This window comes from Novipirellula sp. (assembly GCF_041583735.1).
In the GTDB taxonomy this organism is placed as follows: Bacteria; Planctomycetota; Planctomycetia; order Pirellulales; family Pirellulaceae; genus Novipirellula.
This window is the reverse complement of sequence record NZ_JBFHFD010000072.1, coordinates 1-20170: the sequence shown is the minus strand read 5'-3', so window position 1 is coordinate 20170 and position 20170 is coordinate 1. Positions and strand designations below refer to the sequence as shown.

At 54.3% G+C, this 20170-nt stretch carries 13 protein-coding genes; 11 read left to right on the top strand and 2 right to left on the bottom strand.

Annotated elements, in window-relative coordinates; all coding sequences use genetic code 11:
* Together ABX962_RS08285 and ABX962_RS08280 are read right to left on the bottom strand one after the other, a co-directional pair.
* Positions 1–413: DUF1552 domain-containing protein (locus ABX962_RS08285; RefSeq protein ID WP_372718360.1), on the bottom strand; the 413-nt coding region annotated here is incomplete at its 3' end.
* Positions 410–2452, bottom strand: a complete 2043-nt coding sequence (locus tag ABX962_RS08280; protein ID WP_372718359.1) for a DUF1592 domain-containing protein — start codon at positions 2450–2452, stop codon at positions 410–412. The genes ABX962_RS08280 and ABX962_RS08285, both read right to left, overlap by 4 nt.
* 577 nt (positions 2453–3029) lie before the next feature.
* Between ABX962_RS08280 and ABX962_RS08275 the strand changes: the two genes are divergently transcribed.
* The 11 genes from ABX962_RS08275 to ABX962_RS08225 form a co-directional block, all read left to right on the top strand.
* Positions 3030–3845 carry an RNA polymerase sigma factor gene (locus ABX962_RS08275; RefSeq protein WP_372718357.1) on the top strand — a complete coding sequence of 272 codons (816 nt, stop codon included), beginning with the start codon at positions 3030–3032 and terminating at the stop codon, positions 3843–3845.
* On the top strand, positions 3842–4435 hold the full coding sequence (locus tag ABX962_RS08270; protein ID WP_372718355.1) for a hypothetical protein: 594 nt from the start codon (positions 3842–3844) through the stop codon (positions 4433–4435). Before ABX962_RS08275 ends, ABX962_RS08270 begins: the two co-directional genes overlap by 4 nt.
* Complete coding sequence (locus ABX962_RS08265) at positions 4419–7835, top strand: UvrD-helicase domain-containing protein (protein WP_372718353.1); 3417 nt, start codon at positions 4419–4421, stop codon at positions 7833–7835. Before ABX962_RS08270 ends, ABX962_RS08265 begins: the two co-directional genes overlap by 17 nt.
* A gap of 79 nt (positions 7836–7914) precedes the next feature.
* Positions 7915–8616 carry a multiubiquitin domain-containing protein gene (locus tag ABX962_RS08260; protein WP_372718351.1) on the top strand — a complete coding sequence of 234 codons (702 nt, stop codon included), beginning with the start codon at positions 7915–7917 and terminating at the stop codon, positions 8614–8616.
* The gene (locus ABX962_RS08255; protein ID WP_372718349.1) at positions 8591–9766 is read left to right on the top strand and encodes a ThiF family adenylyltransferase; all 1176 of its coding nucleotides are present in this window, start codon (positions 8591–8593) and stop codon (positions 9764–9766) included. Before ABX962_RS08260 ends, ABX962_RS08255 begins: the two co-directional genes overlap by 26 nt.
* The gene (locus ABX962_RS08250; protein ID WP_372718347.1) at positions 9763–10191 is read left to right on the top strand and encodes a DUF6527 family protein; all 429 of its coding nucleotides are present in this window, start codon (positions 9763–9765) and stop codon (positions 10189–10191) included. Before ABX962_RS08255 ends, ABX962_RS08250 begins: the two co-directional genes overlap by 4 nt.
* Before the next feature lie 718 nt (positions 10192–10909).
* Positions 10910–11587 (top strand): CDP-alcohol phosphatidyltransferase family protein, encoded by a 678-nt coding sequence (locus tag ABX962_RS08245; RefSeq protein WP_372718345.1) that lies wholly within the window; start codon positions 10910–10912, stop codon positions 11585–11587.
* A 279-nt stretch (positions 11588–11866) separates the two neighbouring features.
* Complete coding sequence (locus tag ABX962_RS08240) at positions 11867–17320, top strand: protein kinase (RefSeq protein ID WP_372718343.1); 5454 nt, start codon at positions 11867–11869, stop codon at positions 17318–17320.
* A gap of 203 nt (positions 17321–17523) precedes the next feature.
* Entirely contained in the window at positions 17524–18135 is a 612-nt protein-coding gene (locus ABX962_RS08235) for a sigma-70 family RNA polymerase sigma factor (RefSeq protein ID WP_372718341.1), read from the top strand.
* Positions 18136–18780: 645 nt separating this feature from the next.
* Positions 18781–19434, top strand: coding sequence for a sulfatase/phosphatase domain-containing protein (locus ABX962_RS08230; protein ID WP_372718339.1), 654 nt, complete (start codon positions 18781–18783; stop codon positions 19432–19434).
* 269 nt (positions 19435–19703) lie between these two features.
* Positions 19704–20170, top strand: a 467-nt coding sequence (locus ABX962_RS08225) for a protein kinase (RefSeq protein ID WP_372718337.1), incomplete at its 3' end; no start/stop codon positions are given.

Sequence of the window (20170 nt, the reverse complement as noted above, 5' to 3'; positions counted from 1 at the left end):
TCGGCCGAGATCGCGATGTTGACACGGCTGCGTGTGTCCGCGTCCGGAAGAGTCGCAGTCAGCCAGGTCGACAACTCTAACGCATGCGGCGCGCCTCCGAACGGCTCGATAGGCACGCCAGAAATCCCCTTCATCATCAGGCACTGATCCAGGATCGGACGCAGTGATTCGATCGCCGGCGGCGGCGAATCGCGGTACGCCTCTGGACTTTTGGGCCAGAACTCGTCCATGATGACGCCGTGCGGCATATACATGAACCCGAGGCGTACCGGCGGCTTGGCGACACTGCCACCGGCGGCCCAGCTCGGTGAATTCCAGCCCAGGGAATCCATCAGCGGTAACGCGAGCGAAACGCCGGCGCCTTTTAGCAACGTGCGACGATCGACACGAGGACGGTTGTCAGTGCGATTCATCCTTTGACTTTCCGGTGCGTAAACAAGTAACTGGTGATAACCTCAGTGATTATCGTCCGCATGCGGTAATCGTCCGGGGCAATTTTGATCATTAGCTGGTCGATCACGACTTCATCATAACCTTCCAGCTGTCGCCCCAGTGCGTAGGCCATCAACCTTTCGGTCAGATTTCGAGCCAGGTCGGTCTTTCGCTTGGCCAGCAGACCCTTCAGCTCCGCTGGCGTGGAGAAGCTTTCTCCACTGGGAAGCTTCCCGGCCGAGTCGATCGCGACGCCCGAGTCATCCTTATCACGCCAGCGGCCGATAGCGTCGAAATTCTCCAAACCGAAGCCAATCGGGTCGAAAACCTTGTGACAATTGGCGCAAGTGGGTTCGGACTGGTGTAACTGCGTCCGCTGACGCAGCGTCAAACCCTCCATGCTTTTTTGCGGCTGATCTTCGAGTTCGGGGACGTCCGGCGGAGGCGGCGGGACGCGTTCTCCCAGCACCTGCTCGAGGACCCAAACACCGCGCCGAACGGGGCTGGTCCGGTTTGGCATCGACGTGGTCGCCAGGGTGGCCGGCATGCCGAGGATGCCGCCCCGGTTGGGGTTCGACAGCGTGACCCGCCGCATCGCGGAACCTTGAACGGATTGCTCAAGCCCGTACAACTCGGCGAGCGGCTCATTCAGGAAGGTGTAGTCGCTGTCCACGAACCGCAACACGCTCTGGTTCTCGCGCACGATGCTCTGGAAAAACAGACGTGCTTCTTCCAGCATCGCCGTGCGTAAAGCGGCGGTCATTTGTGGGAAAACGTCTGGATCAAACGACTGGCTCTGGAGCCCACTTACGCCCAGCCACTGGGCGCCGAAGCCGTCGAACAGGGCCCGCGATCGGTCGTGCGAGAGCAGCCGCTCCACCTGGGCACGAAGCACTTCGGGATCGTGGAGTTTGCCTTGGTCCGCGAGTGCCGACAATTCGGCGTCGGGCGGCGCCGACCACAATAGATAGGAAAGACGAGCGGCCAACTGATAGTCGTCCAGCGGCACGATCGCGTCCTTCGAGTCGACTTCCTCGGCTGGCGTGATGAAGAGGAACTGCGGAGAAACGAGAACCGCCTTCCACATCAGCCCCAACGACGCGGTGTAACCAAGCTTGTTCTCACGGCCAAGGTCGAAGACGCTTACCAAGACATCCAACTCTGCCTCGCTGGGAGGCCGACGGTAAGCATCGCGAGCCAGGGAACGTGCGACTTGACGGGCCGCCACGCGAAAATCGGCGGCCTTGGGAGGCGTGTCTCCGAACAGGCGTTTCTGTACTTCGCTGGGCGGCTGGCCATCCGGCGCCACGACTTGCTCGACGACTTTATTGGCGATGTCGAGAAACAACTCCGACTGCAGCGGTGAGATCGAGTTGAGATACCCCTCCCCGACGACCTCTTCGGGAAGGCTGTCAGCGACCGCAGGGATCACGCCGTACAAGTCGCGCAGCGTGTTGCCGAACTCCACCTTGCTCAGACGACGGATCACGAAAGCGCCCGGGTCGCGCGGGGCCATGTACTTGAGCTTGCCGATCCACGTGATGAATTGGCGGCGTTCTTCATCGCTCGGGATCTCGTCCGCATAGTCGGGCGGCATGTCATGCACTTTGACGTTCGCGACCGCCTTCTTCCAATGCAGCGACGAGGACGCGCCGCCGGGACTCTTCAGCGCCGCCTGAAGATTGATGCCCGCCTCGGGTCGGGGTCCGTGGCAACTGATGCAGTACTTATTGACGAAGGGCCCGACCTTTGTTTTGAATGTCTTCTCGGCGTCGGCCCGGAGCACCGCCGGGTCCGCGCTACCATCATCGGTCTCCGCCACACAGGGCGAAACGAAAGACAAGACGAACGCAAAGCCCATCGCGGCGACCATCGTAGGAACAACCTGGACGACGCGCAACGCCTGCACGCCAGCCGTCCAACGGCGACCCAAGGGAACCGCCGCCGCTGCATTGGCTACTACGGTGCGATCGGTCGATCCAGTGGTGTCGCGGATACGTGTCGGGGTAAACACAATCATGAAGGAGCCGTTTGTTAGATTGCACGGGACATAACACGGGATCGGGCCAGCGTATTGTGCGTTCCGCGTGACCTTTCCCATGATCGGTGGGATCCACGAGCAAATCAAGGCAGCAAGTGATCGCCACGGGGAACGTGGGATATTTGTCACGACCATCGGAGGGCGACTAGATTATAATATATAGAGTTCCGAACCGTTTTTCGACATCCATTGAAGAGTTTCAGTGCAATGCTTGTAGAAGGATTGAAAGCCGGATAACATTCCCTCGATACTCACTCGAAAGCCGAGCGTTGAGAGACACGTTTCCGATTGGATCGCCCGGTCGATGAAATTGGAGCGTGCAAGAAAGAACGTCGGCGTCGGCCACCAAAGCACCGAATCAACCATCCTACTCTCCGTCGATCGATTCGCTTGGCTGAACACCGAACACAAGACCTGACCCCGGCGAAGCCGCCCCCACCGTGAGCAAAGTCATGTAAGAGCCAGGTGTAAGCGAGATAGTTCGAGTAATCCGACCGCGATTCCAATTTCAGAAACTTCAAGTCAGGACCTCCAGACACGATCACTCGAGGAGAGAATGAAGAAATCAACCCTTGTAAATCCGGTGACAGTGGTGCCGCCGTTGCGTTCGCGCACTATGAAGAATGACGAACCCTACGTTCGGCGTCCAGATATCGAAGATTTACTTCAGAGGCTGTTGTCGACTGATATAGAAGAGGTCGCTAGACGAGCATCGATCTTTGATCAAGATGACCCGGAATACCTGCCACCAGAGGTGCTCGTTCATTATCTGAGGCGTTTAAAAAATGAAGACGGCTCAGAAGCATACCGCCAAATTTTCATGAGCGTGCGACAGCATTTTTTGCAAAGGCTTAAGGTCAATAGGTGGCATGACTCAGGTGGGCGGGTAATTGAAGATCGCTTTCAAGCTGAAGTCAGAGACAGGGTCATGGATCGGGCGATGGAGATCCTTTGCGGCGACCGCATGGAGTACGACAGTCGCCTCGACTACTACGAAGTCAACTTTAACGGGGCAGTTGCCCGGGCGCGTTCAACTGCCAAACGTGATCTTTGCGAGCAGGAAAAGACTGAGAACTCCCGGTCACTTGACGCAGCAATGAATTCTGATGACGCAGCTGAGGTAGACGCTGCACTCCGCTCGCTTCAGGGCGAATCTGAGAATTTTTCTGACGTGATCTACCGATCCGAGGTGCTTTCCGCGATTAACTCTCTGCCAATAGAGGAAAGGGAGGTAATGCTCATGCTCGTTGAGGGATACAAGATTAAAGAAATCGCAGAAAAAGTCGGGTGCACGCCGAAGACTGCTTCAGAGCGAAGAAATCGAGCTCGAGCGAAACTAGCAGCTGAATTGAATGTGGAGACCAAGTCATGAACAGGCGTCAACAGAAAGAAAAGATACTCGATGAGTTCGCAGCTGAGCATTCTCACGATCAACAAACACTCGATCGCTACATCAATTTGTACCCGGAAGCGCGACTTGAGTTACTTGAACTTGCATCTGAAATTCGATTGGTCACAGATGAATCACGATTCGCCACAAGCCCCATACCTGATCCGGGAGGAGATGAGGCGTGGACGGTGTTCTCGTCCGCGAACACTGAGTCACTGGGTAGGACGAATCCGTTTAGTCAGCTCAGAGGAAAGCGATTTGCTGAGATCAGCGAGAAACTCGGGGTCTCGCGTGGATTCATGATTGGAATCCGTGATCGGCGTGTACGTGAGGATTCAATTCCGGAACGGTTTCTAAGTGCTGCGTCGCAGATTATGGAAGTTGCGCTGGAAGAGTTACGCCAATACTTGCGTGAAGAACCAGGTGTGCTCGCCACAGCAGAGTTCAAGGCTGATAAGAAGCCGATGGTTACTGAGCAAGTCACCTTCAGGCAATTGATCGACGATACAGAGATGACCGAAGAACAACGTTGCACTGCATTGGGGTACCTTGAAGATGTCCGATCGGATTGAAATTAGCCGCCAACGTGCGGGGGAGCTTCACCAGCAGGCGCTCATCCGAGGAAAGAGTCCGCTAGACTTCTATGCTTTTGCAAAAGCCGAGGCGGAACGACGCGGTATCGAAGTCAGCCGAGTACCCATCGGGGATGCTCGACTATGCGGTGGAAGAGCGTTGTTCGACCCTGACGCGTGGGCGATCCTTCATGAAGATACAGGGAAACCGTTCTCAGATGCGTTCTTGATTGCCCACGAAATCGGGCACGTCGAGTTTGGAGGCGAGCAGGATGAGTACATTGCGACCGAAGTTGATACAGATCGTGCTTCGGGTTCGACAGGTGTGGAAACCGATCGCGTTGTGGACTACAGCCGCCAGCAACGGCGCGAAGTTCAGATGGATTTGTTCGCGCGTGAGTTCTTGCTGCCTCGGCATTGGATGCGAACTCTACACCTAAACGAAGGGAAGACTGCAAGCGAAATCGTCCAATCGCTGAAAGCTCCGAGAAGTGTTGTGCTTCAGCAGTTACTGGATGCCGTATTGCTGCCGGTCGTTGAGATAGAGGCGTCTGACACGGTTAAGTCGCCAGTCAAGTTTAACGATCAGCAGCTTGAAGCAATGCGCTATCCAGGGGAAACCGCCCTGCTGCTGAAAGCAGGACCAGGCACTGGAAAGACTCGTACTCTGATCGGTCGAATCGAGCATCTTCTGGCACAGGGTGAATCACCTGAGGGCATACTCGTGCTGACCTTCTCGAACAAGGCAGCTGGTGAAATTGCTGAGCGGCTTGCGGTCGCCAATCCTGATGCCGCTGCAACTGTTTGGGTTGGTACGTTTCATTCGTTCGGACTTGATTTGCTTCGTCGTTTTCACGAGCGACTGGGGCTGCCTGCAGATCCTAGACTTCTTTCAACGGCAGAAGCTGTCGCGATGATTGAGGAGTTCTATCCGGGCTTGAAATTGAGCCAACTGAGAAACCTTCAATATCCGAGCGGCCCAATCACCACGGCATTGAAATCCATTTCTAGGGCCAATGACGAAGTGGTTGATGCACAGCGTTACAGTGAGCTGTCTGAAAAGATGCTGGCTTCTGCGGTGGAGGATGGTGAAGTCTTAAGGGCCCAGCAGTGCGTTGATGTATCGAAAATCTATTCAGCCTACGAGCAAAGGAAACGTGATCAAGGGCTTCTGGATTTCGGAGACTTGGTGTCAATGCCGGTTCGCCTTTGCGAGGATGACAAGGAAGTTCGCGATTATTTGAATGGCCTTTATCAACACGTGCTGGTTGACGAATTTCAGGACGTAAACAGAGCAAGTGTTCGGATTTTGAAGTCTATTTGTCCAACCGGCAAAAACCTCTGGGTTGTCGGAGACGCACGCCAGTCGATTTACCGTTTCCGCGGAGCGTCTTCGTACAATCTCCAGCGATTCTGCGAGAAAGATTTCCCAGGCGGGAAAATCAAACACTTGACCTTGAATTATCGTAGCGTCCCGGAGATTAACGCCGTAGTGGACAACTTCGCGGCCAAGATGGGCGATTCGGTCGGAGGCGATCAACGAACGGAATCCGATCGCGATTCGGTCGGCCTGCATCCAGAGATTCGCGCGGTTGAAAGAAAGGCCGACGAAGCTGACACCATTGCAGATGCAATCGGCGAAATGCAAAAGAAAGGCTACGCATTCCGAGATCAGGCATTGATTTGCAAAGGGAATGCTCGCCTTGCTGAATTGGCTGGCGAGTTGGAGCATCGGGGTATTCCCGTACTTTTTCTCGGCAATTTGTTTGAGCGGGATGAAGTCAGAGACCTTCTATCGTTGGTCTCTTTGTTGACAGATGGGCGTGCGATGGGGTTGCTGCGTCTAGCGGCGATGGATGAATTTGCCATGTCTGTCAAAGACGTGTCCACTATTATCGACACGCTTCGTGAGAAGGAAGCAAGACCGATGGATTGGGTCAAGAACGATTGGTTTTCGAACATTTCTGAAAACGCTAGGTCATCGTTGGATGATCTTCGAAAAATCGTTCGTTCCTGCCACCCACGGACCAAACCGTGGGAGTTACTAGCGGAGTTCATATTCGACCGGACTCGTCTAGCCGCCAATCTTGCTACAGACGGCGATATCAGGTCCCGGTCGAAGGCGATAGCGATTTGGCAGTTCATGAATTTCGCAAGAGCGATACGGCCAAACGAACAGATCCCTGCAATGCAGCTTCTGGATCAGGTACGGCAGCTTGTTCTACACAGCGATGATCGTGAACTCAGGCAACTTCCCAAAGCGGCTGATGGTATCGACGCTGTTCGCTTGATGACGATGCATGGCAGCAAAGGTCTTGAGTCGCCTGTTGTGCACGTTGCGGGCCTGACGTCGGCAAGCATTCCGATATCTGGCAAAAAGCAGTTGTCCAGGTCGGTCACACCTCCGAATGGCATGATCGACGGAACAGACTTAAGCGGGTATGAAGCCGTAAGCCAAGGGTTGGAAGAGGAACAGGAGTGCCTGTTCTTTGTTTCGTTGTCGCGTGCAATGGACCGGCTATTTCTATACCGCTACACGAAGCAATCTGACGGACGCAAGCAATCCGGATCGAAGTTTCTAAAAATCCTTGGGCCATCTGTGGAGGAAATCAAAGTCGCACCGGCGTTCAACCAGAATCGAGAAGCGAGTCAGGAAGCCACCAAAGTTCTTGTCCAAAAACCATTCACCCTGACTGACTACCAAGTTGCTCTTTACCAGAAATGTCCTGCAAGGTTTCTCTACGCCCATGTTCTACAAAGTGGAGGTAAACGCACTGAAACTGCGTATATGAGTTTGCATGACGCCGTTCAGGAAGTGGTCGATACCGTCTTGAGTGGGGATGGCGGCATCGTCACCTTGGCCGAGGCAGAAAAGATGCTCGATCAAGCGTTGAAAGATCGAGGTTTCGGGACCGACGAAGCTGCAGCAGAGTATCGAAGTATCGCCGGAGAGTTGGTTCGCAGTCTGTTCGTCCAATCATCTGGCTCTGATTCTCTTCCGACAAAAACGCATGCGGTCAAGATTACTGGTGGCACCGTTACCGTAACGCCAGATCAGGTGGTCCGTGAAGAAAGCGGTGATGTGGTGTTTCGACGTGTTCGTACCGGACATGCGGGGTCTAAAACGGACCTGTCTTTGGAGTCAACATTACTGCAAGTGTCTGCGGATTCTGCGGCGAGTAGTGCCGAGCTGGTGCACCTCGGGGACCAAGACAAGATCCCAATTAAGATGTCCGATCAACAGATCAGTAATCGGATGAAAAAACTGGATGCCATTGGAGCAAGTATCGTCGGTGGACACTTTCCAACCGACGCTGATGAGAACTGCCCGCACTGCGCTGCTTACTTCATTTGCGGGAAATTGCCCGCTGGAAAGATTACCAGAAAAATACCAAGCTGACTTACCGGTTTTTCTCCGCTCACGCGATTAACTCTCCAGACAAAGACAAACGGTCTTTGAAAACAATTGGAGATTTCAAATGAGTGAAAGAAACAGGCCCAAGCGGGGCCACAGAGTGCTGGTCGCAAACGACCAACTGGAGTTCAAGCCTTACCAGATTGATGATCCGGTTCCGTTGGGACGGCAGATTCTTGAGGCGTCTGGTTATGACTCGGACGGAGACGCGAGTCTCGCTCTTATTCTTGAGAGTGGAGACTTCGAAGACGTTCGGCTGGACGAGAAGGTTGACCTTCGAAAGCGAGGAGCGGAACGCTTTATTGCGTTTAAAACCGACAGAAGCTATCGATTCGAGGTCGAAGGCGACCAGCAGCACTGGGGTATGCCATGTATTAGTGGCCAAGTACTGCGTCAGCTTGCTAAGGCAGGCGAAGACGAGGTGGTCTATCTGGAAATTCGCGGGGGACAGGATCGATTGATTGACCCAACGGATCTGGTGGATCTGAACGAACCGGGGGTTGAACGCTTTTTCAAAGCTCCCAAGCCAGATCCAAGCGTGAAGATTATCGTCAACACGCGAGAGAAGACTGTTCCGTCGAAAGACGTGACTTTCGATCAGATTGTGCAACTGGCGTACCCTGGAAATCACGGCGAGAACGAAGAGTTCACCGTGACCTTCGACGGTGCGTTGTCATGTCCAAACGACGGCAATCTTGGTGCCGGTGGAACTATTCAGGTCAAACAAGGAACGATTTTTCATGTCAAACGAACTATTCGATCGTAGTGCCGACCTGAAACGCCTGCGTGAGGAGGGATACTGCGTCGAAGAATGCGGAGGATTTCTTCTCATGCGGGACGTTCCGTATGTTGGCAGTGACGGTAAGGTCCGTCACGGAACGCTGGTATCCGAGCTGACTATCTCCGGAAACCAAACACGCAAACCGGGGAGCCACCAAGTGCATTTCGTTGGGGATGCACCGTGTGACTCCGAAGGCAAAACGTTGAACATCAACGTGAGGGCGGCAAACACCAAGTTGCCAAACGGAATGGTGGCTACCCATTCATTCTCAAGTAAGCCAAAAGAGGGCTACACCGATTACCACGAGAAGATGACAGCCTACGCAAACATTCTTGCTGGGCCAGCATCTGTGGTTCGGCCTGGAATCTCTCCTAAGTCACTTCGAGTCCCTGCCGAAGACGCTGATACCGTGTTCAACTACATTGAGAATGCATCAGACCGGGTCGGCATCGGTGAATTGGCGAGGAAGCTATCGACTGAGAGAATTGCGATCGTAGGTTTGGGAGGGACAGGGTCGTATGTCCTAGATGCCGTTGTGAAGACTCTTGTGCCGGAGATTCATCTGTTCGATGACGATGTATTTCTTCAACACAATGCGTTTCGCGCTCCAGGAGCCGCATCGCTTGAGCAACTCCGTGAGGTACTACCGAAGGTCGAGTATTTCAAGAGGTTGTATTCACCAATGCGTCGAGGGATCATTCCTCACAAGGTGGCCTTGGATGCATCCAATGTGAGTTTACTTGACGGTGTGACTTTTGCTTTTCTGTGCATGGACGCTGGTCCGGCTAAGAAAGCCGTTGTTGAGAAACTCGAATCGATGGACTCGTCGTTTATCGACGTTGGGATGGGGATTGAACTTGAAGACGAATCCTTGAGTGGCGTTCTCCGGGTAACTGCTAGCACGCCTCAAATGAGAGATCACGTCCATAAGGGTGGAGTATCATTCAAGTCAGCGGTTGGAGCTGATCTTTACGATGCGAACATTCAGGTCGCTGAGCTGAATGCGTTAAACGCGATGCTTGCGATCGTGAAATGGAAACAAATTCTCGGGTTCTATTGCGACCAGAACGGTGACGTGTATTCAACCTACACGATTGACACCAACAAGATTGCGAACGGGTTTGCCGGATCATGAAGTTCTTGAGTCTTGAGCACAAGTTTGTCGTGCATTTTCCGGAGCAACTCGATCCAGGAGTTCTCTATATCTCGATTGACTTTAAGAGCGTGTCTCACCTTTGCTGTTGTGGCTGCGGCGAGGAAGTCGTTACTCCACTTAGCCCGGCTGATTGGCGAATCACCTACGACGGAAAGAGCGTGTCGCTCAATCCGTCTGTGGGTAATTGGAACTTACCGTGCCGCTCGCACTACTTTATTACCAACAACCGGGTGAGAGTTGCTGGTCAATGGACAGACGAGCAAGTGGCAGCAGGCAAACTCCAAGATCGCCGCGCAACCGAGAGGCAATTCGGGAAACCCGTTCAATTACCTAGGAATGATGAGGTCATCCCAGAAACAAAGTCATGGTTCTCGAGGATTCTAGGTTTTCTACTTCGACGCTAATCAGTAACCTCAGCTTGTTCCGAATAGGTACTGGTTCACTGTTGTGTTTTGCGATATTTGTCACTTTTGGCGTACTTCGTAGCCTAAGACTGCCTGTCAAGGCGGCTTCGCCGGGGTCAGGTCTTGTGTTCGGTGTTCAGTCAACCCAATCGATCGACGGAAAGTAGGATGGTCTGTTTCGGTACTCCGGTGGACGACGCCTGTTTGGCACTTCGCTAACTCGCAGAGGGGGTGGACATCGCGTTGGTCACCTGCTCCGAGCAATCCTGTTGAATTGCCTAGTGGATTGAGTTGCTTGCCAGGGCCATAGTGTAGCTGCGGTGCTTCTCAAGATCAAGCTGTTGTTCCCGTTGACAGAATTATGAAATTGATGGGACGTCGATTTTGCTACCGGCGTAGCAGAACTCGCCAACGGCTTGTTGATTTTATTGAGCCGCGACGCGTCAGCGGCCGGGTCCGGCGCATTACCCGAGGCCTCACGGCCAACGGCTCATTGATGCGATCCGCATTTCATTTAAATCAACAAGCCGTCAAGAGTTTCGTTGAATCGCCGAACAGGTCAAAACTCTCACGCGAGTTCGCCTACGTCGGTAATGGGTCCGATACCACTGAACAGTGACACCGGAGGCCGACGCCACTCATTTCCAGAATTTGGCGCAGGCTTTCCGTGTATACAGGCTCCTTGTGGGTAGACCGAAAAAACTGGAAGGAACCCAACATGTCCAAACGTGTGTCCCATAGTCTGCTCGATCCGCTCGTCGGGCCGGCTTTGACTGCTCTTTACCCGCATTTGCATATCCCACGTCGGTTTCCACCCGAAGGGATCGTTGCGATCGGTCACCTGTCGGCGATTGCCGGGGCGATTGGGCTTGCCCTTTCGACGACGTGTTGGTGGGGCGGATTGTTGGCGGCAGCCGGGATCGCCGGCAACCATTTGGCAGACTGTGTTGATGGTCGACATGCTCGTGCGACAGGGCAATGCCGTAACGGCGGTGAATTACTCGACCACTTTACCGATCCGCTCTCGTTCACCTACTGGTTGGTCGGATTGGCTGTTGCCTGCGGCCGTCTGGATGTTGGACTGGTCGCTGTAATTGTGCTGATGGCGATGGCGGTGCTAACCAACTTGCGAGCCAAGCTGACCGGCGAGTTTACGCTCGCCGCGTTCGGGCCAACCGAATTCAAGGCCCTGCTGAGCGTCTTTGCTCTTGCTCTTACAACCCTGTCCCTATTTGCGCCTGGTGTAACGCTCACGACTTGCCTAGTCGGCCTGGGTGCTCTAACAACACTCGGACTGATTCTGCTGCCGATCCAGTTGATTCAATCGGTTCGCGAAGTCAATCGCTGCGGTAATCAACCCGATACCAGTGAGTGGGAAACGGCACGCTCAAGCTAATCAAGCCATTCATAACGCAAGGCCGATGCGAATAGCGACGCAAGAATTCTCGCTGGACGCCACCGCTGGTTCCCAAGACTCCCGCCTGTTGACCGCATAAAGACGACGCAGGAGCCTCGAAAGCAGTGCGTCTCAAAGCCATGAGCCTTGGAACGAGCGTTTTTTGCTGGCGGTTACCGAGAAGAGTCAAAAAATCCGTGACCTTTCCACATGTTTCGGTACCAAGTCTCTAGATCCCGCGAATTTCTGTAACAATAGGGGGATGTGGAGCAATCTTCGATGGCCGATGAACCAAATGAAAACCTAGCTGAAACAACGGCATTGCCCGCAGAGAATGCTGCTGGCGAGTCCCAGGCAATTCGTGTCGTCGAAGTGCTTGACGAGTATCTTGCCAGTCTGAAAGAAGGTGAAAAACCGGATCGTACGGCATTGTTGGCGAAACATCCGGAGTTGGCGTCGCAGCTCGAAGCGTGTCTGGCGGGACTGGATTTCATTCACGCCTCTTCGGACCGTGGTTCGACTCCCAAACGGCTCGGCGATTTCGAAATCATTCGCGAAGTCGGCCGTGGCGGGATGGGGGCGGTGTACGAGGCACGGCAGATTTCGCTCGGACGGCATGTGGCACTGAAAATCCTGCGGTTCGGAGGAGTGAGTGATCTCGATGCAGTCAATCGGTTTCAACGCGAGGCAGAGACGGTCGCCAGTCTGCATCATACGAACATCGTTCCCATCTTCGCCGTCGGCAATCACGAAGGCGTGAATTACTACGCGATGCAGTTCATTGAGGGACAAAGTCTGGACCAGATCTTGAAGGACTCTCAGCAGCGAACCCAATCGATCTCGGCGGACACCGTGGCACAGTGGGGCTTGCAAGCCGCCGAGGCTCTGGCTCACGCGCATGCCCGCGGCGTCATTCATCGTGACGTCAAGCCGTCAAACTTGATCCTTGATAACGAGGGACGCATCTGGCTTACCGATTTCGGATTAGCCAAACGACTTGATGATGTCACGCTCAGCATGACTGGCGCATTGCTGGGGACACCGCGATACATGAGTCCCGAACAAGCGTCGGCGGCACACAATCAAGTCGATCATCGAACCGACGTTTATTCGCTCGGCGCAACGCTGTACGAATTGGCCACCGGCAAACCTGTATTCTCGGGAACATCACCGCATGATGTGATCCGCCAAATCATCACTGCCGAACCGTCCTCCGCTCGCTTGATTTGCCAAAACCTTCCGCGTGATCTCGATACAATCTTGATGAAGTGTCTTTCCAAAGATGCTTCGAGACGCTACGACTCGGCGAGAAAATTAGCAGATGATTTGCGCGCCTTTGCCGAGGGTCGCCCGATCTCGGCGCGGCGAGCAAGTTTTGTGGAACGTTCCGCAAGATGGCTGAAACGACAAAAGTCGACGGTGGGACTCGCGGTTTCGGTCGTTGCCGCAACCGTCGCCATGATCTTGCTTGGTGTCACGACAACCTATGCTTGGCATCGGTCACGCTTGACCGCGGTGCTGCTGCGCACCGATCATCCGCCCTTGGTGGTTGAAATGAAACAAGCCGGCAAGCTTGCCGCCCCACCCTTGACCGTACCGAATCAAACTCCGTTGGAAATTTCGGCGGGCGAGTACCAAGTCCACGTCGCTGCGGATCAACGGCTTAGCGAAACCTTTGACGTCCAGCTTAAGCCGCAGACACCGCTCGAGCAGAAGCTCGATCTGGAAGACCAAATGCTGTGGACGGACATGAAGATTGATCGCACGTTTCAGCTCGCGCACTTTCGCGGGTTAGGCTTCCAGCCTGCTGAGCAGTCGAAAAACCGATCGGTGACAGCGGGGCAGCCCATCATGCATGCCGAAGTCATCACGATGGATGATTCGGGCATCCGGCGGCGAAACCATCCCGACGCCGTGGGTCAGTGGGAATTGAAACTGGCGGAACCGAGCGAAGAATTGCTCAAAAATCAACGAATCATCTGGCCCTGGAATCATGCTCCAGGACGCAGCTACGATCGGGGTCTGGGTCGGTTTGACGCGCGACCCTGGGTCGTCACCTCGGACACGGAAAACTCACCGCTGCTGCTGGCGGCTCGTCACCAGGCCTGGATCATCGCGGTCGAAGCGGAAACCGGAAAACCACTCTGGTTCGCTCGCCGCGGTGGCGCGATGCAGGAAGTACCGAACGCTCACTACCACGAACCTGCGGGGGCGATCCTCTATCAACCCGAGTTTGTTCCGGACCATAACAACGACGGCGTGGCGGATGTTCTAGCCAGTTGGATCGATCGGTTTGACCGCAATCAACCAACCCGGCGTGTTGTCGAATTGCTTTCCGGGGCCAACGGTGAAACGATTTGGCAGTACGACATTCCGGCTGCTTACTTCGATTTACCAGCCGGCGAAGAGGTGCCGGTGGATTTGAGTTGGTTCTACAGCGCCAGCGGTGGATACAGCAGCGGTGGCAGTGGCGATTTCATTCATGGTGATTCCCTCACGTTTCACACGCGTCGTTCCGGTCTGCTGCAGCGCACCGGTGACCATGCCTATCTGCCGACAAGCCCCCACTGGGCCGGTTCGACCGATCGATCCGTCAAGCTGGTTGCTGGAAAGCAATTCATCGATCTTGATTCACTCACAGGCAAACCCAAAGCGGATCCACAACCGCTTGCATCGCGTCCAGGATTGGAACCAAGCTTCGTTCATCTTGATGATGATGGCCACGTAGACGTGTTGCTAGTCGAACAACTGCCCGACAAACAACTAACGCCCGCGTCGCTGCCTACATTTCAGCAGATTGTTCAGCCCCAAACCCGTCTCGTTGCCTGGTCGTCAAACAAGCAAGCGATTCTTTGGGAACGGATCGTCGAAGCGAGTTGGCCGCATCAAGATAATTTGATGCTACCCGTTTCCGATTGGCCGCATGTGTCGGACATTGACGCAAATGGCATCGCGGATGTGTTGGTTCCTGATGGCAGCACCGAGAAAGTTCACAACTGGTCTTCACCGCCCTGGGGAAAATTGACGTTGATTGACGGAGCGACGGGCCACTCACGCTGGACGCGTCAGCTATTCAATCTGGATGAGCAACTTGACTGTTCGATCATTGGCCCCGATATCAACGACGATGGACACCGCGAAGTCTTTGTCGCAGCGTTCTGGCGAGACAGCCACGAACTATTCGTCGACTGTTTGTCGGGAACCAATGGCGAAACGTTGTGGCGGGCCGACGAGACTTTTGTAAAGCAGCGTGAAAACGATTTCCGCCTGGGGAATTTACAATGGGTTGACGGGCTTGGTGACGGATGGCCGCAGTTAGTCGTAACCATTGGCGGCGACGAAGGACGCGACGGCGACAGAGTTTATTTCTTGTCGGCTGGAACGGGACAGATCACTCATCAGGCAAGCGAAGTTTCACAGGTCGAAGCGGCTGATTTCAATGGCGACGGCGTGAGCGATCTTGCCTTGTTTCATCAAGCTGATTCGCGAAATTGGGACCGTGGTGGCACACTGCAAGCCGTTCGCGGCACCGGTCGCGATGCATGGCGTCGATTAAATGAAGTCCAAAGAATCGTGGGCGACTTGGACGGAGACGGTATTCGCGATTCGGTGCAAACGAGCACACAAGGTCAGTTGTTAGCTAGATCATCGGCGACGGGTACAGTCATTTGGGAGACGGACGTTGATCTATCAAGACAGACCTATCAAGTTTCCGCACCGACCACGTTTGATCCACAGCATGACGCGCTGTCGACGGTCCATGATCTCGATGGCGATGCCGTACCAGACATCCTGTTGGTTGGCCAGGATGGCTACTTTCGGGCGAAGAAATCTGGATTGGTCGCGGTCTCAGGAAGAACAGGAAGGTTGTTGTGGAAAAGTGATTTTGCGGTTCAAAAACAGAATGATTGCCAACTGCTGGATTGCCGAGACCTTGACGGCGATGGAGCGGTGGAAATCATCTTCGCAACCGATGCGGACTATGGTTTGCCTGCCGTCAATCTGTTTGCAGGCTCAGGTTACAACCCAACGCGTCTTTGGTTGTCGGTGATCGAAGGCAAAACCGGCAAAGTGCGATGGGCAAAACCCATCACGCAGGCACCGGCGAAGAACGGTGCGCAGCCACTTTTTGACCTGGACCGCAATTGGTTGGAAGCCGCGTATGCCGATCTGAATTCGGATGGTGTTTTGGATATTGTGTTCCCGCGACAAGCCGAACTCGATTCTCAGCAAGTCGCATTGGCGGCAATCAGTGGCAGCGATGGAGCCGAATTGTGGAAGTTTCCGCTTAACATCGAAAACGGCAATATGCAACGCGCTTTGGGCGATGCTTTGCCCGCGACGTTAGAGGATCTTGACGGTGACGATCGCCTTGAGGTCATTGCATTGGATCTAACGCATAGCTTGACAGTGCCAGGCAGTGGTCAAGTCGTTCGCCTCAGCGTTCTCGACGGCGCATCGGGCAAGACTCGATGGAACTGGGAAACCCCCGCCAGTCATTGGCATCACGAAGTCAAAAGCGATCCCAACCGAGCGAAGAACCGCTTGCGTGTCGTGACGCTTCCGCGATCGGATGGCACGCAGTGGATCGCACTCCTGCCCGTCGTCAGTGATTACGAACAGAAGCTGCACATCCTCGACGCATCGGGGAGACCCCTCGGCGAAAAAGTGGTGAAACAACACCTCATTCAGAATCCAGGTCGCTTGTGGGTGCTGGATAACAAATTGGTTTTGCAAACTCAATCGTCTGCATCCCTGCTAGTGCCGAATCGATTGGAAGAACCGGTTTGGACGCGACCTGATGTCAGCGAAATCGTTGGTATCCTGCCGGATTCGGAGTTGCCAGCAAGGATTCTGATCCGCAGTGGTTTTTCGATTCGCGGACTCGATATCCAGTCGGGCGATCCTCGCTGGATTGTCGCGGGACCGCATCCCCAATCAATTGGGATCCAAGGGGACTCGTTCCAACTATTGAACGCTCCGAGCACCGTCGCGCCGCCCCACGTGATGTACCAATACCGTAACCAAGTGCGGGTGCGGCGTGGCATCGATTTCGCAGATCAGGCGAAGGATTGGACATTGTTTGGCCGCCCCGCAGCGTCACTGCGTCCTGATCAGTATGACCGCCGTTTGTTGAGACCGTTGCCTTGGTTGCCACAAGGGATTGAGGCTCCAGAATTCCTGCGAATGCTAATGTGGTCGGCGTTGTGGGGCGTTTTGCTGATCATCATTCCGAGCGGCTATTTGGCATGGATGTTTGGTCGTCGCCAATTCGGTATCAAGACGCTCCTTTGGTTGCCGATCATCGCTGGGACCATGATGTTGGCGATCAAACTGCAGCCGAGTGGTGTTACCCATTATGACGTCAGTAATAAGTTCGGTATCGCATTGGCAACGGTTCCCGTGTTCGTGGCAATCGCTTTGTTCGTAAAGTGGATTCGCCATCGACGGCTTCGCCCTGTGCTGTTCTGGGGCGCCGCAGTGATTCTGATCGGTGCAATTGCGATGGGCGTGAATTTGTTTATGGTGGACCTCAACCGCGGCGGTGGCTTACAACCCGGCGAACGCTATGATTGGTCAGGTTGGTATTGGATGTATCCAGGCGTCACCTATGTGATGTGCTGGGCAACATTGGCGTGGATCATCGTTGCTTGGTGTGCCAAAGGCGTTTGGTGTCGAGTTCGTGGAGCGGTAAAGCCGCAACTCGTGATGGATGCAGCGAAAGATAATTGAGAAGACTTTGCCGATACGGAATTTAGCACGGCATCAACAAGAGACGTTTTCCGAGTTTTCATAACCCGACGCGTAAGCGAGAGACCGAGTCAAGATTGAGATTCCCTCGCTACGCTTCGGGTTATGAAAAATGCTTCACAGCGTTGCGTTTCGGCGCTATCCACGGTCCCCACGCTCAACCGGCACTAGCGTCGATGCGGCGAATGGAATTTCACTCAATCACTCCTTCCTACCTGCTTACTAAAATGCCTGACCCCGAGGACGATCAAAACGAGCAACTGATCCGCTACGAGCCTTGGTTGCGGTTCGTCGCTCGCCTTGAGATCGAAAGCCGTTTTCAGGCAAAATTTTCGGCATCCGACGCGGTCCAACAGACGATGCTCGAAGCGTGGAAGAACTGGGACCAATTTCGCGGTGAAGACGAACTGCAACGCCGCGGTTGGCTGCGTCAAATCCTCGCATTTCAGCTTGCCAAACTCGCTCGACATTATGCCGGCACCCAGAAACGGAACATCACGAACGAAGTTTCCATTGATGCATCTCTCGCACAATCGTCGATGCGGTTGGCAAACCTGCTGAACGCCAATCAATCGACACCCAGCGAAGTGGCAATGGAGAACGAACAAAGCTTGCAACTAGCCGCTGCGCTCGAAAAACTGCCCGACGACTACCGACAAGTCATTGTGCTCAGAAACATCGAAGACCTGTCGCATGAAGAAGTTGCTCGACGAATGAACCGCAGCGTCGGTGCAGTGAAGATGCTGTGGATGCGTTCGCTGGCGGCACTGCGTGAAGAACTGAAAACTCAAACGTGATGCTCAAAGCGAGTCAACTCTTGCGTTTCATCAACATCGGATACTGGCCGCCGAACATAAACGTACAATGGCAACCAACAGGAGTAACAGAGTTCTGCCAGCTTTTTTTTGACTGGTGATGCTGCGCATTGCCTGCAGCCAGGACGACACTCCACAGAGTTGTTGTAAAAGCTCGTGGGCTGCGACCGGCGGTTTCGTCGATTGAATGGCTGGACATCCCGCGATTCAACCGAAAACCTTGGTTGAAGCGGTTAAGTTGCTTGCGGCTTCATCGCCAAATAGATCGTTGCGAATTCCCACGTGCTGTCATAGACAGTATTTCGTGAAGTTTAGGAGATTTGCGGAGAGGATGCATCGTTCCGTCTTGTCAGCTTCCCTTACTCTATTGATCTCCTTTCCGAGCTACTTGATAATCGAGGGTACTGAATGTCGAACTCAGAAATATCGTCAATGGACGGACGCTTCTGCATGGCCATGTAGCCAAGTGCCCAACGAGGGGACGCTGATCTTTGATGCAAAGAAGCCGCTCGAACTTTCCGTCCAGGCGAACGTACTTCACTGTTTTGGTAGGCACTTTTTCGCGGGTAATCTCGGGGACGCAGCGTATGTCAATGATTCATCGAAAAACTGATTTCTTAGCCGCTCTTGTCGTCACCAGCTTGTTACTCTGCTGCGTTCTCCCGAGGCAAAACGACGTGCTACGAATCGGGTGTGAGGGTTCCCTTGCTGCTCGATTGGCCTGGCGTCAGTGATCCACAAGTTTCCCAGGCACTCATTAGTGCTGTGGATATTGCACCAACGGTGTTCGACGCGGATGGGATCGATACGCCGGAAATCGTGCAGGGCCGCTCGCTGCGCCCGGTTGTTAGCTCTTCGCCGTCAACTTCCTGGCGAGATACGCTCGTCAGCGAGTTTCATTTCCACGGCGCCGGATCGTTCTATCCCACACGAGCGATCACCGATGGTCGATACAAGTTGATACATCGGCTTCCCGGACGTGTTGGTAAACCGATCATCACGGTCGACGGCGATCCGTCCAGTCGCGAGTTGGCGGACAAGCTTCCCGCCGATCATCCGTCGCACCCTCTTTTCGAAAAGCTCGCCGATCCGCCGCAATGGGAAATGTTTGACCTGAGCGCCGATCCGTATGAACTTAACGATTTATTCGGAGAAGCGACGGTAGCCGAACACCAGCGACGATTGCAAAAATCACTCGAAGCGTGGCAAGCCGAAACCGACGATCCGTTTGTCGACCGAGCGTTTCGCAACGACGTTGCCAAACGATTCCAGCCCCAGTAAGAAAGGCGATCTATTGCCAATGTCGTGTTCGACCGCATTGTTCAGGCTGAACCCTGCTTCTGAACGATTGAGACCCGCATTCGCAGCTTGCCGCTGAAATTTCAGTGTCGGCTTTACCTTGCTGCATCATCCTGTTATTCAGCAGTGCTCGGTTGACGAGCCTGTTGATCGCAGCATCATTTTGGGGCGGACTCCGTATCGTTGCGAATTGCGCTGCAGTAAAATGACGGCGGCTAGAAATACCGTGGCGTTGCATGGAGTGAATTGTGATGCCGAGCGAAAAGTCAAACGATGCCACCAATGAATCCGCCCCAGCCCCGGAGCCGCCAGCCTCGGAGGCGCGGGCATCGGCGTTCCCGGTGGATGAAACGATCGGTGCAGACTTTCAAGTCGATGCAAGGATCGATTTAGCCATCCAAGCGGCTGAGTCGAAAGATCAGGGACGAGCACAACAACTCGGCGATTTCCGACTGCTGCGCGAGATTGGACGAGGTGGTATGGGCGTGGTGTTCGAGGCCGAGCAGGTTTCGCTGCATCGCCGTGTCGCCTTGAAAGTGCTGCGGTTTGCGTCGATTTCCGATGCGGAGGCGATCGATCGCTTTCGTCGCGAGGCCGAAACGGTCGCGCATCTGCATCACACCAACATCGTCCCAATCTTCTATGTTGGACTGGAACATGGCGTCAACTTCTACGCGATGGAGTTCATCCAAGGACAGAGTCTCGCCGATGTGCTCGC

Bases quoted from the DNA above. Each gene is read 5' to 3' on its own strand.
- ABX962_RS08280 (WP_372718359.1), bottom strand. From the start codon at position 2,452: ATGATTGTGTTTACCCCGACACGTATCCGCGACACCACTGGATCGACC.
- ABX962_RS08275 (WP_372718357.1), top strand. From the start codon at position 3,030: ATGAAGAAATCAACCCTTGTAAATCCGGTGACAGTGGTGCCGCCGTTG.
- ABX962_RS08270 (WP_372718355.1), top strand. From the start codon at position 3,842: ATGAACAGGCGTCAACAGAAAGAAAAGATACTCGATGAGTTCGCAGCT.
- ABX962_RS08265 (WP_372718353.1), top strand. From the start codon at position 4,419: ATGTCCGATCGGATTGAAATTAGCCGCCAACGTGCGGGGGAGCTTCAC.
- ABX962_RS08260 (WP_372718351.1), top strand. From the start codon at position 7,915: ATGAGTGAAAGAAACAGGCCCAAGCGGGGCCACAGAGTGCTGGTCGCA.
- ABX962_RS08255 (WP_372718349.1), top strand. From the start codon at position 8,591: ATGTCAAACGAACTATTCGATCGTAGTGCCGACCTGAAACGCCTGCGT.
- ABX962_RS08250 (WP_372718347.1), top strand. From the start codon at position 9,763: ATGAAGTTCTTGAGTCTTGAGCACAAGTTTGTCGTGCATTTTCCGGAG.
- ABX962_RS08245 (WP_372718345.1), top strand. From the start codon at position 10,910: ATGTCCAAACGTGTGTCCCATAGTCTGCTCGATCCGCTCGTCGGGCCG.
- ABX962_RS08240 (WP_372718343.1), top strand. From the start codon at position 11,867: ATGGCCGATGAACCAAATGAAAACCTAGCTGAAACAACGGCATTGCCC.
- ABX962_RS08235 (WP_372718341.1), top strand. From the start codon at position 17,524: ATGGAATTTCACTCAATCACTCCTTCCTACCTGCTTACTAAAATGCCT.